This is a genomic window from Prochlorococcus marinus str. MIT 9401 (assembly GCF_000760095.1).
Lineage (GTDB): Bacteria > Cyanobacteriota > Cyanobacteriia > PCC-6307 > Cyanobiaceae > Prochlorococcus_A > Prochlorococcus_A marinus_I.
This window is the reverse complement of sequence record NZ_JNAR01000011.1, coordinates 43,630-61,942: the sequence shown is the minus strand read 5'-3', so window position 1 is coordinate 61,942 and position 18,313 is coordinate 43,630. Positions and strand designations below refer to the sequence as shown.

The following is an 18,313-nucleotide window of genomic DNA, read 5'->3' as shown; positions in this document are numbered from 1 at the left end:
TTTTGGGGTATTTGAAGCTATGACCAAAGATTCTAAATCTGGTAATATAAAGTTGTTGCCAGTTAAAAACGTCGACTTACCAGATTTTGTCAATAATTTTTCAGGAGATAACTCAAATATTTGTTCCATTGAGGGAACTAATGTCATAAGAGTACCTTTTGGTATAAAATTCTCAAAGAAAAAAAGGCCTGAAAAAAATCAAAATATCGCTACTCTAATACTTCCTTTAAGTTCGTATAGTAGCCCTACACCTCCACACGTAGCATAATTAAGATTTAGATTAATCTATTTCTTTGAGAGTATCTGTATAATAATTTTGCAGTTGTAACGTTGCTTGATTCCAATCCCATTTTTCAGCTTCGTTTCGTGCCTCTTTCCTCATAATTTCTCTTTTATCTTCATTCTCTAGAATTTTTTTTGTTGCTTCAATTAAGCTCTGTTCCCCATTATCTTTTTCATCAGGATCATATAAACAACCATTAATACCATCGCTAATAATATCTGGAATTCCCCCTTTGTTTGCTCCGATTACTGGACATCCTGCTGCCATTGCTTCTAGTAAAACTAACCCAAGTGTTTCTGTACTAGATGGAAATAAAAATATATCTCCAGAGGCATAGGCGCTAGCAAGTTCATCGCCAGATAAATATCCTATGAAATTAGTTTTTGTATTTTCGAAAATTTTTTCAAGCTGGTTTCTATATGGTCCGTCACCTACAAGTGCTAGGCAAGCATTAGGAATACTTTCTAAGACTGGTTTAATTCTCTCAATTTGTTTTTCTGCTGATAATCTTCCTACATAAATCAATAAATACTCAGCGTCATTATAATCCCCAAATAATTTTTTTCTCATTTTCTCACTTTTCAAATCTGGGCGGAAACTATAAGTATCTACTCCTCTTTGCCATAAAGCAGTCCTTTGAATACCTTTATCTTTTAACTCATTTACCATAGCGGTGGATGTACATAAATTTAACAAGGCTTGATTATGTGCTGCTTTAAGTAATTCCCATAAAAGTGGCTCTAACATACCCATGCCGTAATGTTCTAGATATTTCGGAAGATGAGTATGGTAACTGGCAATTAAAGGAATATTATTAGTTTTCGCCAACCATATGCCACCTAAGCCAAGTACAGCTGGATTAACAACATGTATCAAATCAGGGCTAAATTTTTCTAACTTATCTGAGACTGCAGGACCTGGCAAACCCAGCTTCAACTCTGGGTATAAGGGTAATGGCATTGCAGCAACTCCAACTACAGTTGCGCCCATATATGATTCTGGACAACCCTCTGGGCAAAAAATTATAACTTCATCACCATTTTTTATTAAAAATTCAATCGTTTTAGTCAGTCTTGTGACTATGCCGTCAACTTTAGGTAAAAAAGTTTCAGTAAACAATGCAATTTTCACTTTCTTAGGGTAATTATCTCAGAAGTTTTAATTAGTCTTTATGGCCTCAGCTTGTTTTTTAGTCCAGGATGAAACACAGGGTATGCGCTTAAGATCACATCTATTGGAGTATTTTTTAGCAACTTCAACAACTTCTTCTAATAAACCATTATCAAGAGTCGTTGGGTTTAAACCTAATTCTATAAAGCACTTATTATCAACAATTAGATCATTTTCTACGGCTTCATTCCTTGGGTTAGGTAAATAATTGATATCAGCACCTGTTAGAGACGCAACTTTTTTAGCTAGTTCTCCAACTTGATGACTTTCAGTCATTTGATTAAAGATTTTTACTCTCTCTCCAGGTTTTGGAGGATTTTCAAGAGCAAGTTGTACGCATTTTACAGAGTCTTTTATGTGAATAAAGGCTCTTGTTTGACCTCCTGTCCCATGAACACTTAATGGATAGCCAATTGCAGCTTGCATTAAAAATCTGTTTAGAACAGTTCCATAATCTCCATCGTAGTCAAATCGGTTTGTTAATCTAGGATCTTTTAAAGTTGCGTCTGTATTTGTTCCCCAAACAATGCCTTGATGTAGATCAGTAATCCTTACAAGATCATTTTTGTTGTAGTAAAGAAATAATAATTGATCTAAAGTTTTAGTCATATGGTAAACACTACCTGGACTTGCAGGGTGTAATATTTCTTCTTCAAAGCGGCTTCCATCTGGTTGTGGAACTTCAACTTTTAGATAACCTTCTGGAATTGTTGCACCTCTATGTGATCCATATCCGTAAACTCCCATTGTTCCTAAATGTACAACGTGAATATCTAAATTACTCTCTACTATTGCAGCAAGAAGGTTGTGGGTGCCATTAACATTATTATCTACTGTATATCTCTTAGTAAAACTAGATTTCATCGAGTAAGGCGCTGCTCTTTGTTCTGCAAAATGGATCACAGAATCTGGCTTTTCATCAATGAGCAAATTGAGTAATTTTTGATATTGTTTCGAGATATCCATGTTAAGAAATCTCATAGGCTTACCTCCAATTTCTTCCCATGCAGAGAGTCGTTCTGTTATCGAAGCAATTGGAGTTAAAGATTCTACCTCTAGATCAATATCAATTTTTCTACGACTTAGATTGTCCACAATAATTACATCATGATTTTGCTCTGCTAAATTCACCGCACAAGGCCAACCGCAAAAACCATCTCCACCAAGAACAATAACTTTCACTCAGAACTCCAGAATTAATTGTTTCATAATATATTTATTAAACTACTACAGTGTGCTTCCAATTTGCGAAAAAACATTGAAAATAGTTTCAAATCTTCTTTCTTAACCTGATAAACAAAATAATAAGTTTTTATTCTTTTTTTAAACTTTGCTCAATGAAGAGAATTAGATAGATATGTTTTTTTCCGGTGAACTTGCTACTGCAAAATCTTGTTTTTTAACTCGTCCTGCCAGAAAAGCTTGCCTCCCAGCTTTTACACCATGATTTATCGCTTGAGCCATTAGAGGAGGATTTTCAGCTTGTGCTATTGCAGTATTGATTAAAACGCCATCAGCGCCAAGTTCCATGGCTTGAGAGGCTTCACTTGGCACCCCAATTCCTGCGTCAATTATTACCGGCACTTTTGCATTTTCAATAATAATTCTTATATTTGATAAATTTAATAAACCTTGGCCGGAGCCTATAGGCGAGCCCAATGGCATTACAGTTGCACAACCTATTTCTTCTAGTCTTTTTGCAAGAATAGGATCTGCATTGATATAGGGAAGCACAGCAAAACCTTTTTTTATTAAAATTTCCGCTGCTTTAATGGTTTCTATTGGATCTGGTAGTAAATACTTTTTGTCAGGAATAACTTCTAACTTCACAAAATTATTTTCTTCTTGACCAGATAATTTTGCAAGTTCTCTACCCAAAATTGCTATTCTCACTGCCTCATCGGAATTAACACAACCAGCTGTATTAGGAAGCATCCAGTATTTTTTCCAGTTGATCTTTTCGAGTAAATTTTCTCCAGTCTGAGCATTTTTAATTCTTCTAACAGCGACCGTTATAATTTCCGTTTCAGAATTTGACAAACTTTCTACCATATCTTGAGTAGATTTGTATTTGCCAGTACCCACCATTAATCTACTGGAAAATTGTTTTCCACCAATTAGTAAAGAAGAATAATTTTCCATATTTTAGAATCCCTTATCTTTAATACCTTTATAAGGTTTATAGTTGTTTCTTTTTTCTAACTCCTTACTTTTTTTAATTGCTGTTTTGTTTTTTGGATCTATCACCAAAACCTTTTGATAAGTAGCATATGCCAAGTCGTACTCAAGTAGACGCTGCTGTGCTGATGCGAGGTTATTTAGTGCTATAGGATATTCTGGGAGTGATTTTATTGCAAAGTTATAGTATTTAATTGCTTTCTTAAATTCATTTTGAGCAGCATAAGAGAATCCTAAAGCATTATTTATTATTGCTTTTGCTTCATCAGGTTCATTTTCATAATTTTCAATTGCTTTTAGAAAAGTTTTAGTTGCTTCAGAATATAGTCTTTTTTTTATCTGAATAGACCCAAATTCATATAATTCCGTAGCTTGAGAGAGAGAATCTAAACCTTTCTGTTCAAATTTTACTAAATTTAATTCTTCACTTCTTGTTTTTAGAAATTGTCTGAATACAAAAATAGAAATTATTATTAATACAACAAAAAGAATTATTAAATAAGATTGAAAGGAAGATATTTCCATTATTTATATTGACTTTTCTAGATTATATTCTTTTTTCTAATTACTAATGGAAGAAACAATTTTTTCAAAACACTTTGGATCGTTTAAGGCTAATTGAGCAAGCATTTTTCTATTAATAATAATTTCTGAATTTTTCATGCCATTTATCAACTTGCTATAGTTCATTCCATTTATCCTTGCAGATGCGTTAATTCTAGAAATCCAAAGTCTTCTAAAATCTCTTTTTCTTCTTCTTCTATCCCTGTAAGCATTACAAAGAGCTTTCATCACTCTTTGATTTGCTGTTCTGAAAAGATTTTTGTTGCCGCCTCTAAAACCTTTTGCAAGATTTAAGATTTTGTTTCTTCTTTTTCTGGCTATGTTGCCTCTTTTTACGCGTGCCATGAATATCTAATAAAAATTGGTTAAAGATTTATGCGTATGGAATCATTAATCTTACATTATCAGCATCTCTTTCATCAACTACGGCTTTTGTTGATAGATGTCTTTTTAATTTTGAGCTTTTATGATCAAGTAAATGATTATGGAAAGCTCTTCTTCTCATAAATTTACCCGTCGCAGTAGCTTTAAATCTTTTGGCAGCTGATTTACGAGTTTTTAGTTTAGACATTTAAGTCAAATGTGTTTAATTAGGATAATCTAAACCTTTATATGCATTGGTGCAAATTAAAGTTTTTAATTGATTAAGAAAGTTCTAACTTATGAAACTTAAATTTGCCTTTTTAAACTTATTTTTAGGATGCATTTCTTTTTTATTAATAAACACTAAATTTACTTCAAATGTAAAAGGAGAAGAATTGCAAAAGGTTGAACTCAATAATGAAATTAAAAAAGGAAAATTTTTAATTGGTTTAAAGCAATATTTAGGTGGGGAGAATGACAGTTTTTCAAAAAAAAAGAATATCAATTTTATTACTGATAAAGGGTTTTTAAACCTGATATCGTCCAACGGTATTAAACATAAAGCAAAACAGATTAATATTAGCTGGGTGGATATACCCATCAAAAATCCAAAAACAATCGAAAGAATTGTTTTTGGTCCTTTTGCTAGCTATGAATCAGCAAAAAAACAAGCAGAGAATCTTAAAGATAAAGGATTTGAGACGACTGTTGCTTATCCTAAAAATTGGGAAGTATGGATTCCATTTGAAGATGATATTCCAGAGTTTGAATTGAAAAATAAAATTTTCAAAAAAATAAAAAATTTTCAAATTACGCCGGTTCTTAGAAGTGAATATAGTGTTATGAAACTCGAAGGACCTATATATATTTATGCTCAAGAGGAAATAAAAATAAACGGTGTTAATTTTGGTAAAAATTTTTATTTATTAAAAGATTTATATGGAACTTGGACATTAGTTCAAAAAATTGAGTTTGACGATTATTTGGCAGGTGTTTTGCCATACGAAATTGGACCGAATTCTCCTTTAGAAGCACTCAAGGCACAAGCAGTTATAGCAAGAACTTGGGGAATTTTTAATTCTGACAGATTTAATATGGATAAATATCATTTATGTATCACCACTCAATGTCAAGTTTATAAGCCTCCTAAAATTACAAATAAAAAAGTACTACAAGCTATAGAAGCAACTTCAGATTTAATCCTAACTTATGGAAATAAACCAATAAATGCTTTTTACCATGGTTCTAATGGAGGCGTATCTGCTACTGCAGGAGAGTCTTGGCAAATTCAAGATTTTTCTTATTTTAATTCAATCATTGATGGTTCTAAATCATTAAATAAAATTTTTAAACTTCCAATTACAAATGAATCTGATTTAAATAAATTTTTAGATTTTGATAAAGAACATTTTTATGGGAGTAACCATTCTCTTTTTCGATGGAATAAGAAAATTTCTAGTGTTGAAATTAAAGAAAAGTTACTCAAAAACAAACTTATAAATATTAATCAAGATGTTTTGAATTTAAATTCTATTGAACGTGGGTCTAGTGGCAGAGTGAAAAAATTGGAAATACAAACGGACAAAGGTAATAAATCTATTGTTCTTGTTAAAGATGATATTCGACGGGTATTAAATTTTATACCCAGTAATTTGTTTACTATTAATAAATTAAATGATGATTTATGGCTTTTGAGAGGAGGAGGCTTCGGTCATGGTGTAGGTTTATCTCAGTCAGGAGCAATTGAAATGGCTAAATTAGGATTCTCTTATGAAGAAATATTGAATCATTACTATCGAGATGCAAAACTAAAAAAATTTGAGATATTGTCTCAATGAAAGTTAAGTAATTAAAAATTTACTTTTATGAGTAAGGGTTTTTATAAAAATCGAAGATTGAAGTCGTTTATATTTCTTAGTGCTTGTTTTTTAGTAGCTTTTATTCCTCATGCTTACAATATCAACAATTTCTTTTACATTTTATTGACTCTTTCTTTTGTGATTGTTTTTTACGGTTTAATAGTTATTTCTAGAAATTTCAAAAGGAACAACGTTTTAAATACTTTAGGCAGAAGAATTATCAATAAAGAGTTACCTGTGCTTGATATTTTAGTCGCAGCTAGAGATGAAGAGAATGTCATAGCAAGATTAGTTGAAAGATTATTTAATTTAGATTATCCAACAAATAAATTAAATATTTACATAATCAATGATGGTAGCTCTGATAAGACGCCTTTAATTTTAGATAGATTAGCTAGACAATATGACAAGCTAAAAGTCATAAGTCGTTCTCCAAATGCAGGAGGAGGAAAGTCAGGAGCTTTGAATTATGCCTTGAAGTTTACTCATGGTGAATGGTTACTGGTTTTGGATGCTGATGCTGAATTAAAACAAGATTCTTTGATAAGGTTATTTAGTTTTGTAGAAGAGGGTGATTGGTCTGCAGTTCAACTAAGAAAATCAGTAACAAATGTTAGTAAGAATTTTTTAACTTCCTGTCAGTCAATGGAAATGGCTATGGACGCAATCTTTCAATATGGAAGATTATCAGTTTCTGGAGTTTCTGAATTAAGGGGAAATGGCCAATTAATTAAGAAAGAAACATTATTGGCATGTGGTTCTTTTAATGAAGATACAGTTACAGATGATCTTGATTTGAGTTTAAGATTATTATTATCAAAATCTAGAATTGGAATCTTGTGGGACCCTCCAGTTATGGAGGAAGCAGTCGAGAATTTAAATGCTTTATTAGCGCAAAGGCAAAGATGGGCAGAGGGGGGTTTGCAAAGATTCTTTGATTATGGAGATCAATTATTTACCAATAAAATTGATTATTTGCAAAAATTTGATTTAACTTACTTCTTCATCTTGCAATATGCACTACCAATAATTTCTATTTTTGATTTAGTTTTCAGTATTGCTTCGTTAGATTCACCAATTTACTGGCCTATTTCATTTACAGCTTTTATGTTATCTGGAATTGCGTTTTGGTACGGTTCTTCTTGTAAAAGCGAAGTACCAGTATTGCAAAAAAGCAATTTTTTGATGGTATTTGTCTCCGTTTTTTATTTATCACATTGGTTTTTAGTAATCCCTTGGGTAACAATAAAGATGTCTATTTTCCCCAAAAAGATACTCTGGCGAAAAACTATTCATACTGGACTTTAATTTATTCATCAAGGTCTATAATTTCTCCATTAAAAAAATTTGCTAAGTTTTTTGAGCTATCATCATAAGCCTTCTCATTAGATATTTTTGTTGATGAATTAGTTTTTGGTTCTGTTTTTTTTAATGGTTGAAAATTATTCACTTCATTTTTTGTTGTTTCTGGAGATTTGGATGGGTTACTTTTATTTAAATTTTTGGTTGAGAAATTAAGTATTATTTGATTTCCAAATATCTTTTTTACAGTATTTTCAATTATAACTTTTCTGCTTTTTATCATGTTTTCCCAGTTTGGAGATAGTGCTATTGTAATTTTTTCCGAATCAAAACTTTCAAGTTCGGCTTGTTGTGAAAGTAACATTCTTGTTGATGGTAACTCTAATTTAGAAAGAATTAATTCCCAATGATCTTTTAGAGCATTTGATTCATTAGCATTTGGGGTATTATCGTAAATTTTTTCTATATTTTCTTTTTCAAGATCATCAAATTTTTCTAATTTTTCGTTTTTTTCTAAAATTGATTCCTTGTGACTTATATCCTTTTTGATGCTTGGTTTTGGAATTTCATTAGAAATATTTTGTTTATTTGTTATTACGATATTTTTTTTGCTTTCATACTTCTCTCTAGGTGCAATATTTTTGATTTCTTGCTTATTTTCAAAACTATTAATCTCTTGATTATCTAAAAGACCAGTTAAATGTATTTCAAGCCAAAGCCTTGGATTATCACTTGTTTTGATTTGATATTCAATATTTCTCAGATTATTATGCCATTTAATTATTGTTGATTTATTTAAAGTTTGTGAGATCTTATCTAACTCATCTTGAAATTCAGCAGAAGTATAATAAAGATCTGAATATTCATTATTTGCTGTATGTAGCAAGAGATCTCTTGTTATATTTAATAATCCGATAATTATTTGATGTGGTTCGTTTCCAGCATCATATAATTTGTTGCAAGTGATAATTAATGATTCTGGATTATTTTCAACTAATGATTTAATAAGATTTTTTAATTCAATTTCTGATACTTCTCCTAGGAGGTTTTGAATATTATTCATTGTTATACCTTCTGGTAGAAGATTAAGTTGTTCAAGAAGACTTTGTGCATCTCTCATCCCTCCATTAGATCTTTTTGCAATCATTTTTAGTGCTTGAACTTCATACTGAATGGATTCTTTTTCCGATATCTCTGATAAATGTTTAAAAATGTCATCCGGGCTTATTCTTCTAAAATCAAACTTTTGACATCTACTTTGTATTGTATTTAGAACTCTTTCAGGATTTGTAGTCGCAAGAATAAAGACAACTCTTGAGGGTGGTTCTTCAATAGTTTTTAGCAAAGCATTTGAAGCTGCTGTCGAAAGCATATGACATTCATCAATAACATATACTTTCCATCTCGCTTGAGTAGGCACAAATCTCGCTCTTTCTATAATTTCTCTTATATTTTCAACTCCTGTATTTGATGCTGCATCAATCTCGATAATATCTAGAGCGTTCCCATCCGTAATTTCTTTACATAGGTCACATTTACCACATGGATTTATAGTGGGTTGTTCGAACGTTTGACAGTTTAAAGATTTCGCAAATATTCTCGCACTTGATGTTTTGCCAGTGCCTCTTGGACCATTAAAAAGATATGCAGGAGCAATCTTTTTTGTTAATATTGCTTGCTTTAGAGTAATAGATATAAAATTCTGACCAACCAGTTCATCTAGTTTCTTTGGTCTATATTTTTGATGAAAAGGTTTATGTATATTAGGCATTTACTTTTCATAAATTAGAACATTGAGGCTTGTAATTGTAAAGTTGAAACTCTAATGATTATGCAGACTCTTTAATTATTCTATTAGAACCTGAAGGTAGTTTAACAATTTTAGATGAAAATAAATTATCTACCATTTTTTTTGTAATTGTGAATTCTTTGGTATTTTGTTCAGAAGGCAATGTGTACATTACATCAAGCATTAGTTCTTCAATTATTGACCTTAATGCCCTTGCACCAGTTTTTCTTTTATATGCTTCATTAGCTATAGCTTCAATAGAATCAGGCTCAAATGTTAATTCAACATTATCCATACTTAATAAAGTTTTAAATTGCTTTACTAGTGCATCTCTTGGTTGAGTCAGAATAGATTCTAAAGTTTCTTTAGTGAGACGATCTAGTACAGCACAAACAGGTATTCTTCCAATAAATTCTGGAATTAGTCCATATTTAACTAAATCATCTAACTCTAAATTTTTCAGGGAATCTCTTGGGTCTGCAAGTTTTTTTGAATCAACTTTATTTTGATCTGAATTTGTTGTAAACCCTATTGAGTGTTTACCCATGCGCTTTTGTACGATATCTTCTAAGCCTATAAAAGCTCCACCACAAATAAATAAAATTTGACTCGTATCAATTTGTATACAATCATGATAGGGATGTTTTCTACCTCCTTGCGGTGGGACATTAGCTATTGTGCCTTCAAGCATTTTTAATAATGCTTGCTGTACGCCTTCACCAGAGACATCTCTAGTAATTGAGGGATTCTCGCTTTTTCTAGCAATTTTATCTATTTCATCTATATAAATAATTCCTTTTTGAGCTAGCTCTACATTCATTTCTGATTTTTGTAGAAGTCTTAAAAGTATATTTTCAACATCTTCCCCAACATATCCAGCTTCTGTCAAAGTCGTTGCATCAGCTACTGCAAAAGGAACATCTAGAAACTCAGCTAAAGTTTGGGCCAATAATGTTTTTCCACTTCCAGTAGGACCGATTAGTAAAATATTTGATTTTTGCAATTTCGTTGCTTGTGAATCTGTTGAATTGCCATTTTTACTTTCTTCTTTAACTTTCCAAGCTAATCTTTTGTAGTGGTTGTATACAGCCACTGATAGTATTTTTTTTGCACATTCTTGTCCAACAACTTGATTATCTAGAAAACTTTTAATTTCTAATGGTTTAGGGATTGAGTTTAGTTCTAAAGGAACAGATTTTTTTTGATTATCCGTTGGTAATTTCTTTTTTACTTGTTGAGAGTTATTTATTTTAGCTTGATTATCAAGTAGTTCTTCATCAAGAATTTCATTACAAAGATCTATGCATTCATCACAGATATATACCCCAGGACCCGCTATAAGCTTTCTTACTTGGTCTTGTGATTTACCGCAAAAAGAACATTTAAGATGGGCGTCGAATTTAGCCATCGATTATAAATTGAATGTGAAAGGTTTGAAATATTACCTATTCACTAGGATTGCTTATAAATGTCGATTCGTCATCATATTCTTAAAGAATAAGTGTCCCTTGTCACTTTTTGATAACTTTATCAATTAATCCATATTCGACTGCTTCTGAAGGAGATAAGAAGTAATCTCTTTCTGTATCTTCATTAATTTTTTCTAAGGGCTGACCAGTATGTTCAGCTAAAAGCGAATTTAATGTTTTCTTGAGAAAAAGTATTTCTTTAGCTTGTATTTCAATTTCTACTGCTTGACCTTGTGCACCTCCAAGAGGTTGATGGATCATTATCCTAGAATTAGGCAAAGCCAATCTTTTACCTTTGGCTCCCCCAGAAAGTAGAAATGCCCCCATACTTGCTGCTACACCAAAACATATTGTCACTATATCAGGAGATATTTGTTGCATAGTATCGTATATGGCCATTCCTGCCGTTACTGAGCCTCCAGGAGAATTGATGTATATTTGAATGTCTTTTTCTGGATCTTCAGCTTCAAGAAATAATAATTGTGCAACAAGAGAGTCAGAAACTTGATCATTAATTCCAGTACCTAAAAAAATTATTCTCTCCCTCAATAGCCTTGAATAAATATCGAAGGCTCTATCTCCTCTGCCAGATTGTTCTATAACTGTTGGAACGGCAGCATTAGTTTTATTAATGCTTTCGTAAGAGCTTATTGAACTTTGGATTAAATGTTTTTTTTCTGAGTTCACAAAAAGGTTTTCTACTTATAAATAATTTAAAAGGTTTTTGTTTAATTAGTAGGAAATTTCATAAATTATTTTTTTTCTTGTTTATTTTGGTTTTTTTTAGCTTTTGTAGCTTTTGTAGCTTTTGCAGCTTTTGTGGTTTTTGCAGCTTTTGTAGCTTTTGTAGCGGTTTTTGCGGCTTTTGTATTTTTTTCTTTTACTTCAGAGTTTTCTTCAAGCCAAATAATTAATTTTTCTTTGAGTAAATCGTTACTTATAACTTCTGTTAATTTTTTGATATCGATTTGTTTTGAAGAGTTAGAAATTGCATCTTCATAATCTTTCATTTTTAAATCAATTTCATCTTTTTCAACTTTTATGTTCTCTTTTTCTGCTAATGCTTTTAGAGCTAAATTCCTTTGAACATTTTTTTCAGCCTGAGGCCTAGTGGACTCTGCTAACGACTTAACTAATTCCGGTGTAAAAGTAGATTTAACATCAAGACCTTGCTGAGCAAATCTTTGCGCAGTTTGTTCAATATTATTCCTCACTTCTATATCAATCATAGATTTAGGAATTTCAGCAATTAATTCGTTTGTTAATGCATCTAGTAAGGCTTCAATTTTGATATCTTTTTGAGTTTTTTCAAAATTGTTTTTAAGTTGTTCTTCAATATCTTTCTTTAACTCTTTTAATGATTCTTTATTGCCAGATTGTTTTGCAAAATCGTCATTTAGTTCAGGCAATTCTTTTTCTTTAAGATCCTTAAGAGTTATTTCAAAGATCGCCTCTTTGCCTCTTGAATCCTCATGAGAATAATCTTCAGGAAATCTAAGGTTAAGTGTTTTACTATCACCAATTTTCATCTTTACAATTCCCTCAACAAAACCGGGAATCATTTTATTTTTTTCTAACTCAAGATCCATTGATTCACTTGTCCCACCATCAATCTCTTTACCAGAATCTTTATATTTTCCTTTGAAACTAACTACAGCAATATCTCCTAATTTTGCTGCTCTATTAGTTACTGGAACAATATTTGCAAATTGATTTCTAGATTTTTCAAGTGCTTCATCTATTGACTTCGGATCAAATTTAGTTTTTGCGATTTCAATACTAAGTCCTTTGGATTTTTTTAGTTTTAATTCAGGGGCAATATCAGTTTGCAAGGTAACCTTAAGTGATCTATCAGGACTGAACTTTGCAAGTAAAGATTCAAATCCATCTACTAATTCTGGCTCACTTAGTGGCTCTATAGATTTTATTTTTAATGCTTCTTGCCATGATTTATCAATGATCTTTTCTAGAGCAGAAGCATGTAATTGTGTTATACCAATTCTTTGTATTAAGACTTGTTTAGGAATTTTTCCAAGCCTAAAGCCAGGTATTTTGGCCGAACGACTAATTGTATTGATTGTCTCATTTACACACGTTTTGCACGTCTCGGGTGGTATTTCTAATTCAAATGAAATTCTACTTTGAGGCAGAGGAGTTGTTTTTACTTTTAAGCCTTCTTTAGCCATGTTTTTTAACTATTACTAAGAGCCGAAACTTAATTATTTCACATTATGTGATTTCCTTGAAAGTTAATTTTTTGATAAAGTAAAAAAAATAGTCAATCTATTCATAAAAATCATTTTAAAGTGTGAGACAATCTCCGTTTTTGCCTAATAGGCCATTAAAAGTTGCCGTTTTAGGATCTTCAGGTGCTGTGGGATCTGAGTTACTAAAAATTCTTGAACAACGCGATTTTCCAATATCAGAATTGGTCTTGCTTTCATCAGAGCGATCAGAAGGGAAAAAAATTACTTGGAAAGATGAAGAATTAGTTACAAAAAAAACTACTAAGGAAGAATTTCTGAACCTTGATTTAGTTTTAGCTTCAGCAGGTGGAAGTATTTCGAAACAATGGTTGTCTACAATTATGGATCAAAATGCTTTATTGATAGACAATTCTAGTGCTTTCAGATTAGACAAAAACGTTCCTCTTGTAGTTCCTGAAGTTAATGGTAGTGAAGCACTCAATCATGATGGAATAATAGCTAATCCAAATTGCACTACTATTTTGTTGTCATTAGTTTTAGCTCCGTTAAATAAACTTTCTAATATTCAAAGGGTTATTGTCTCCACATATCAATCTGTAAGTGGTGCAGGCCAATTGGCTATGGAGGAACTAAAAATTTTAACTAAACAATATCTTCAGGGTAATCCCCAAAAAAGTGAAGTTTTGCCATACTCCCTGGCTTTTAATTTGTTTTTGCATAATTCACCTATGCTTGAAAATAATTACTGTGAAGAAGAGATGAAAATGGTTAATGAGACCAGGAAAATATTGAATATAATTGATTTAAAGCTTTCCGCTACATGTGTTCGAGTCCCAGTGCTGAGAGCACATTCTGAATCTATCAATATTGAATTTGCTGGTGTAGTTGAACCTAAAGACGCTCTTAAAGTATTAAAAAATGCTCCCGGAATTGAAATTATTGAGGATTATAAAAATAATAGATTTCCTATGCCAAATGACGTGATGGGAAGGGATAATGTTGCTGTTGGCAGAATAAGAACTGATATAAGTCAACCTAATGGATTAGAATTATGGTTATGTGGAGATCAAATAAGAAAAGGAGCAGCACTTAATGCTGTACAAATAGCTGAGTTATTAATTCCAAAAAAATGATTTCAGACAACACTAAGTGTACTAATCCATTATTTGGGCGAATATTGACCGCAATGGTTACGCCATTTACTGAAAATGGAGATGTGGATTATGAATTAGCTATAAAACTTTCAAATTATCTTTTTGAAAATGGTTCAGATGGCATTGTTCTTTGCGGAACTACTGGCGAATCTCCGACTCTTTCATGGCAGGAACAATATGATTTATTTATTGCAGTAAAAGGATCTTTGGATTCAAGTTGTAAAGTAATACTCGGTACTGGTAGTAATTGTACAAGCGAAGCTGTAGAAGCTACAAAAAAAGCCTACAATTCAGGAGCCGACGGTGCTTTGGTTGTTGTTCCTTATTACAATAAACCACCTCAAGAAGGTCTTTATAAACATTTCAGTTCTATTGCTAATTCTGCACAGGATTTGCCTTTAATGCTTTACAACATACCTGGAAGAACAGGCTGCAATTTATTACCTGATACTGTGAAGAAACTTATGGATTTTTCAAATATTCTCAGTATTAAAGCGGCAAGCGGTAGAATAGAAGAAATATCAGAACTAAGAGCTATTTGTGGCTCGGAACTATCTGTATATAGTGGTGACGATTCATTGTTGCTTCCAATGTTATCTGTGGGTGCTGTAGGAGTAGTAAGTGTTGCGAGTCATTTGGTTGGTTTGCAATTGAAAGAGATGATTGAATCCTTTCAAATTGGCAAAGTTTCTAAAGCACTTGCAATTCATGAAAAACTGCAACCTCTTTTTAAAGCACTTTTTATGACCACTAATCCAATCCCTATAAAGGCAGCTTTAGAGCTATCGGGATGGAATGTAGGAAGTCCTAGAAATCCTTTATCTCCACTACCAATGAACATGAGAAAACAGCTTTCAATTATCCTCGAATCCTTACATTAAGGAATATGTTTAACTTGATAATTAAATTTAAATAAAATTAGTTTGATTACAAGCAAGACTTTATAAATTTTTAAATTATGCAATCAAGATCAAATTCAACTATAACAAGATCTTCAAATAATTCATCAGGATCTAAAAATAGTAACAGCCCGATTCTAAGAGTAATACCATTAGGTGGCTTACATGAAATAGGAAAAAATACTTGCGTATTTGAATATGCAGATGAACTAATGCTAGTTGATGCTGGCTTAGCTTTCCCCTCTGATGGTATGCATGGCGTGAATGTTGTTATGCCAGATACAACTTTTTTAAAAGAAAATCAAAGAAGAATAAAAGGAATGATTGTCACACACGGTCATGAAGATCATATTGGAGGTATTTCTCATCATCTAAAGCATTTTAATATTCCCATTATTTATGGCCCAAGGTTAGCAATGTCAATGCTTAGAGGAAAAATGGAGGAAGCAGGGGTATCTGATAGAACAACTATACAGACAGTAAATCCAAGAGACGTTGTAAAAGTTGGACAACATTTTTCTGTTGAATTTATACGCAATACCCATTCCATTTGCGATAGTTTTTCTTTGGCAGTTACAACACCTGTTGGCACGATTATTTTCACTGGAGATTTTAAGTTTGATCATATGCCAGTAGATGGAGAGCAATTTGATATTGAAAGAATGGTGCATTATGGAGAGAAGGGCGTTTTATGCATGTTTAGTGATTCTACGAATGCCGAAGTTCCAGGTTTTTGTCCTTCTGAGAAGACTATCTATCCCTCTTTAGAAAAACATATTGCCGAGGCAAAAGAACGAGTTATCCTTACCACTTTTGCTAGTTCTGTTCATAGGGTGACAATGATCTTAGAGTTGGCCATGAAGCATGGAAGAAAGGTCGGTTTGTTAGGTAGATCGATGATAAATGTTATTGCTAAAGCTAGAGAAATTGGTTATATGAAATGCCCAGATGATTTGTTTGTCCCTATCAAACAAATTAGAGATTTACCTGATAGGGAAACTTTATTATTGATGACTGGTAGTCAAGGTGAGCCTTTAGCTGCTTTGAGTAGAATTTCTCGTGGGGAGCATCAACATGTCCGTCTTAAGACTACTGATACTGTTATATTCTCTGCTAGCCCAATCCCAGGAAATACTATTGGTGTAGTCAATACAATAGATAGATTAATGAAAATGGGAGCAAAGGTTGTTTATGGCAAAGGTGAGAATATTCATGTTTCTGGACATGGTTTCCAAGAAGATCAAAAATTAATGTTGGCATTAGCTAAACCTAAGTTTTTTGTTCCGGTTCACGGGGAACATAGAATGCTCGTTTGTCACAGCAAAAGTGCTCAGATCATGGGAGTTCCAAAAGATAATATTTTAATTATTGAAAATGGAGATGTTGTTGAATTGACTTCTGATTCTATTAAAAAAGGAGATCCTGTAAAAGCTGGAGTAGAGTTGCTTGATAATTCTCGTAATGGAATTGTTGATGCTCGAGTATTAAAGGAAAGGCAGCAATTAGCTGGTGATGGTGTTGTAACTGTTTTAGCACCTATAAGTACTGATGGAAAAATGGTTGCACCTCCAAGAGTTAATTTAAGAGGAGTTGTTACTACTGCAGAGCCACGAAAAATGTCTATGTGGACAGAAAGAGAAATAAGTTGGGTCTTAGAAAATAGATGGAAACAATTATCTAGGCAGACTGGACCTAATAATTTTGAAGTTGATTGGATTGGTGTTCAAAGAGAAATTGAAAATGGTTTATCTAGAAGAATGAGAAGAGAACTACAAGTTGAACCACTTATTTTGTGCTTAGTTCAACCTGCTCCAAGTGGAACTCGTGCATATATACCAAAGATTACAGAGGAGCATAACCACTCTAATAGGAATAGAAATAATCATAATTTCCAAAAGAGATCAAACAATAATCTTCCGAATAGTTCAAATAACCAGCATAAAACACAAAGAAGTCCAAAAGTTTCACAGAATCCATCAGTTGAGACTGCTACAGAAGATTCATTTGAAGGTAGAACAAGAAGAAGAAGATCTGCTGTCACATCTTAACTTTTTCAAAATTTATATAGTTTTTATTCCAAACAATTTTTAAAAACTCTTGCAAGTTAATTTGACCTTTATTTTTTTCATAAATTGAAATTGCTAATTCTGTTAAATTTTTAGAACTACATTGCTTTGGGGATATTTCTTTTAAAAATTTATTTAAGATTGTACACCTTGCTTCAATACACATATTATTTAAGAGATTTCTATTGATACCTTTTGCGTCTTTACAATATAGGTATGCAAGTTCACTAAGATCATTACGTTCATTATTGTAGTTGCTCATTTTTTGAGAAAAATTATTTATCCTTTGAGAACAACCTGGATAGAGAACCTCTAAAGCAGGAATAATTTTTTTTCTAACTAAATTTCTTTTTAATTTAAGATCTGTATTTGTAGGATCTTCCCAGACTGGGATTTTCATATCATTACAAATTTGTTTTGTATCTTCTCTACTGAAAATTAATATTGGCCTTATTAAAAAAATTTGTTTTTCTAGTAATCTTTTGCTCTCGATATTACTCAGACCGGCAAAATTGCTCCCTCTAGATAAATTGAGGATAAATGTTTCTGCGTTATCACTACTTGTGTGACCAGTTAACAAATAAATATTATGTTTTTGCTGGTTCTTATCTAATAAAGTTTTGGCCCTTTCACATAATTTTTTATATCTCCATTCTCGTGCTTTTTCTTCTGAAGAAATATTTTCTTTATTTGCTTGATCAAAATAGAATGAAATATTTTTATCTGCGCAATAACTTTTTAATTCAAGAGCATACACTGAGGATTTTTCGTGCCATTTATGATCACCATGCCAAACATTAATAGACCAATTATGAAGCTTTTTTAGGTCATTAATTAGGGTTAATAAGACCATCGAATCTTGTCCCCCAGAAACACTTATTAAAATATTCGATCCTTTGGGAATTAATATTTTTTTGCTAAGAATCTCTTTATGAAGCTTATGATGCCACGATGACCAATTTCCCTGAGTTAATTTTTTATCAGACATTTTGTGTTGCTCAGATAATATT

The 18,313-nt window shown here is 32.0% G+C and carries 17 protein-coding genes; 6 read left to right on the top strand and 11 right to left on the bottom strand.

Annotated features, from left to right (window positions below):
* The first annotated feature begins 19 nt into the window (after positions 1–19).
* Positions 20–268, top strand: coding sequence for a hypothetical protein (locus tag EV01_RS0108875; RefSeq protein ID WP_032517997.1), 249 nt, complete (start codon positions 20–22; stop codon positions 266–268).
* A gap of 12 nt (positions 269–280) precedes the next feature.
* On the opposite strand, the gene EV01_RS04990 is transcribed toward EV01_RS0108875, so the two are convergent.
* From EV01_RS04990 to rpmI, 6 genes are all read right to left on the bottom strand, one after another.
* On the bottom strand, positions 281–1,414 hold the full coding sequence (locus EV01_RS04990; RefSeq protein ID WP_032517996.1) for a glycosyltransferase family 4 protein: 1,134 nt from the start codon (positions 1,412–1,414) through the stop codon (positions 281–283).
* A gap of 27 nt (positions 1,415–1,441) precedes the next feature.
* The gene (locus EV01_RS04995; RefSeq protein WP_032518507.1) at positions 1,442–2,635 is read right to left on the bottom strand and encodes an NAD-dependent epimerase/dehydratase family protein; all 1,194 of its coding nucleotides are present in this window, start codon (positions 2,633–2,635) and stop codon (positions 1,442–1,444) included.
* Between the two features lie 165 nt (positions 2,636–2,800).
* A complete protein-coding gene (locus EV01_RS05000) occupies positions 2,801–3,595 on the bottom strand; it encodes a thiazole synthase (RefSeq protein ID WP_032517994.1) in 795 nt (264 codons plus the stop codon).
* A 3-nt stretch (positions 3,596–3,598) separates the two neighbouring features.
* Positions 3,599–4,156, bottom strand: coding sequence for a hypothetical protein (locus tag EV01_RS05005; RefSeq protein WP_032517993.1), 558 nt, complete (start codon positions 4,154–4,156; stop codon positions 3,599–3,601).
* Between the two features lie 36 nt (positions 4,157–4,192).
* A complete protein-coding gene (gene rplT / locus EV01_RS05010) occupies positions 4,193–4,540 on the bottom strand; it encodes a 50S ribosomal protein L20 (protein ID WP_032517992.1) in 348 nt (115 codons plus the stop codon).
* 28 nt (positions 4,541–4,568) lie between these two features.
* Complete coding sequence (rpmI, locus tag EV01_RS05015; RefSeq protein ID WP_011819271.1) at positions 4,569–4,766, bottom strand: 50S ribosomal protein L35; 198 nt, start codon at positions 4,764–4,766, stop codon at positions 4,569–4,571.
* 91 nt (positions 4,767–4,857) lie between these two features.
* Between rpmI and EV01_RS05020 the strand changes: the two genes are divergently transcribed.
* Together EV01_RS05020 and EV01_RS05025 are read left to right on the top strand one after the other, a co-directional pair.
* Positions 4,858–6,396 carry a SpoIID/LytB domain-containing protein gene (locus tag EV01_RS05020; protein WP_032517991.1) on the top strand — a complete coding sequence of 513 codons (1,539 nt, stop codon included), beginning with the start codon at positions 4,858–4,860 and terminating at the stop codon, positions 6,394–6,396.
* A 27-nt stretch (positions 6,397–6,423) separates the two neighbouring features.
* Positions 6,424–7,725: a glycosyltransferase family 2 protein gene (locus EV01_RS05025; RefSeq protein WP_032517990.1), complete on the top strand. Its 1,302-nt coding sequence runs from the start codon at positions 6,424–6,426 to the stop codon at positions 7,723–7,725.
* Position 7,726: 1 nt separating this feature from the next.
* Here the strand turns inward: EV01_RS05025 and EV01_RS05030 are convergent, their stop codons facing one another.
* The 4 genes from EV01_RS05030 to tig form a co-directional block, all read right to left on the bottom strand.
* Entirely contained in the window at positions 7,727–9,490 is a 1,764-nt protein-coding gene (locus EV01_RS05030) for a DNA polymerase III subunit gamma/tau (RefSeq protein ID WP_032517989.1), read from the bottom strand.
* Between the two features lie 58 nt (positions 9,491–9,548).
* Complete coding sequence (gene clpX / locus EV01_RS05035; RefSeq protein WP_032517988.1) at positions 9,549–10,916, bottom strand: ATP-dependent protease ATP-binding subunit ClpX; 1,368 nt, start codon at positions 10,914–10,916, stop codon at positions 9,549–9,551.
* A 103-nt stretch (positions 10,917–11,019) separates the two neighbouring features.
* A complete protein-coding gene (gene clpP, locus EV01_RS05040) occupies positions 11,020–11,664 on the bottom strand; it encodes an ATP-dependent Clp endopeptidase proteolytic subunit ClpP (RefSeq protein ID WP_032517987.1) in 645 nt (214 codons plus the stop codon).
* A 65-nt stretch (positions 11,665–11,729) separates the two neighbouring features.
* Entirely contained in the window at positions 11,730–13,163 is a 1,434-nt protein-coding gene (gene tig, locus EV01_RS05045; RefSeq protein WP_032517986.1) for a trigger factor, read from the bottom strand.
* A 122-nt stretch (positions 13,164–13,285) separates the two neighbouring features.
* Between tig and EV01_RS05050 the strand changes: the two genes are divergently transcribed.
* The 3 genes from EV01_RS05050 to EV01_RS05060 all read left to right on the top strand — a co-directional run bounded on the left by EV01_RS05050 (position 13,286) and on the right by EV01_RS05060 (position 17,285).
* Positions 13,286–14,317: an aspartate-semialdehyde dehydrogenase gene (locus EV01_RS05050; RefSeq protein WP_032517985.1), complete on the top strand. Its 1,032-nt coding sequence runs from the start codon at positions 13,286–13,288 to the stop codon at positions 14,315–14,317.
* Entirely contained in the window at positions 14,314–15,219 is a 906-nt protein-coding gene (gene dapA, locus EV01_RS05055) for a 4-hydroxy-tetrahydrodipicolinate synthase (protein ID WP_032517983.1), read from the top strand. The genes EV01_RS05050 and dapA overlap by 4 nt, the downstream gene beginning before the upstream one ends.
* Before the next feature lie 77 nt (positions 15,220–15,296).
* Positions 15,297–17,285: a ribonuclease J gene (locus EV01_RS05060; protein ID WP_032517982.1), complete on the top strand. Its 1,989-nt coding sequence runs from the start codon at positions 15,297–15,299 to the stop codon at positions 17,283–17,285.
* On the opposite strand, the gene tilS is transcribed toward EV01_RS05060, so the two are convergent.
* Positions 17,275–18,291, bottom strand: coding sequence for a tRNA lysidine(34) synthetase TilS (tilS, locus tag EV01_RS05065; protein WP_032517981.1), 1,017 nt, complete (start codon positions 18,289–18,291; stop codon positions 17,275–17,277). The two genes, EV01_RS05060 and tilS, sit on opposite strands and share 11 nt — an antisense overlap.
* Positions 18,292–18,313: the final 22 nt, after the last annotated feature.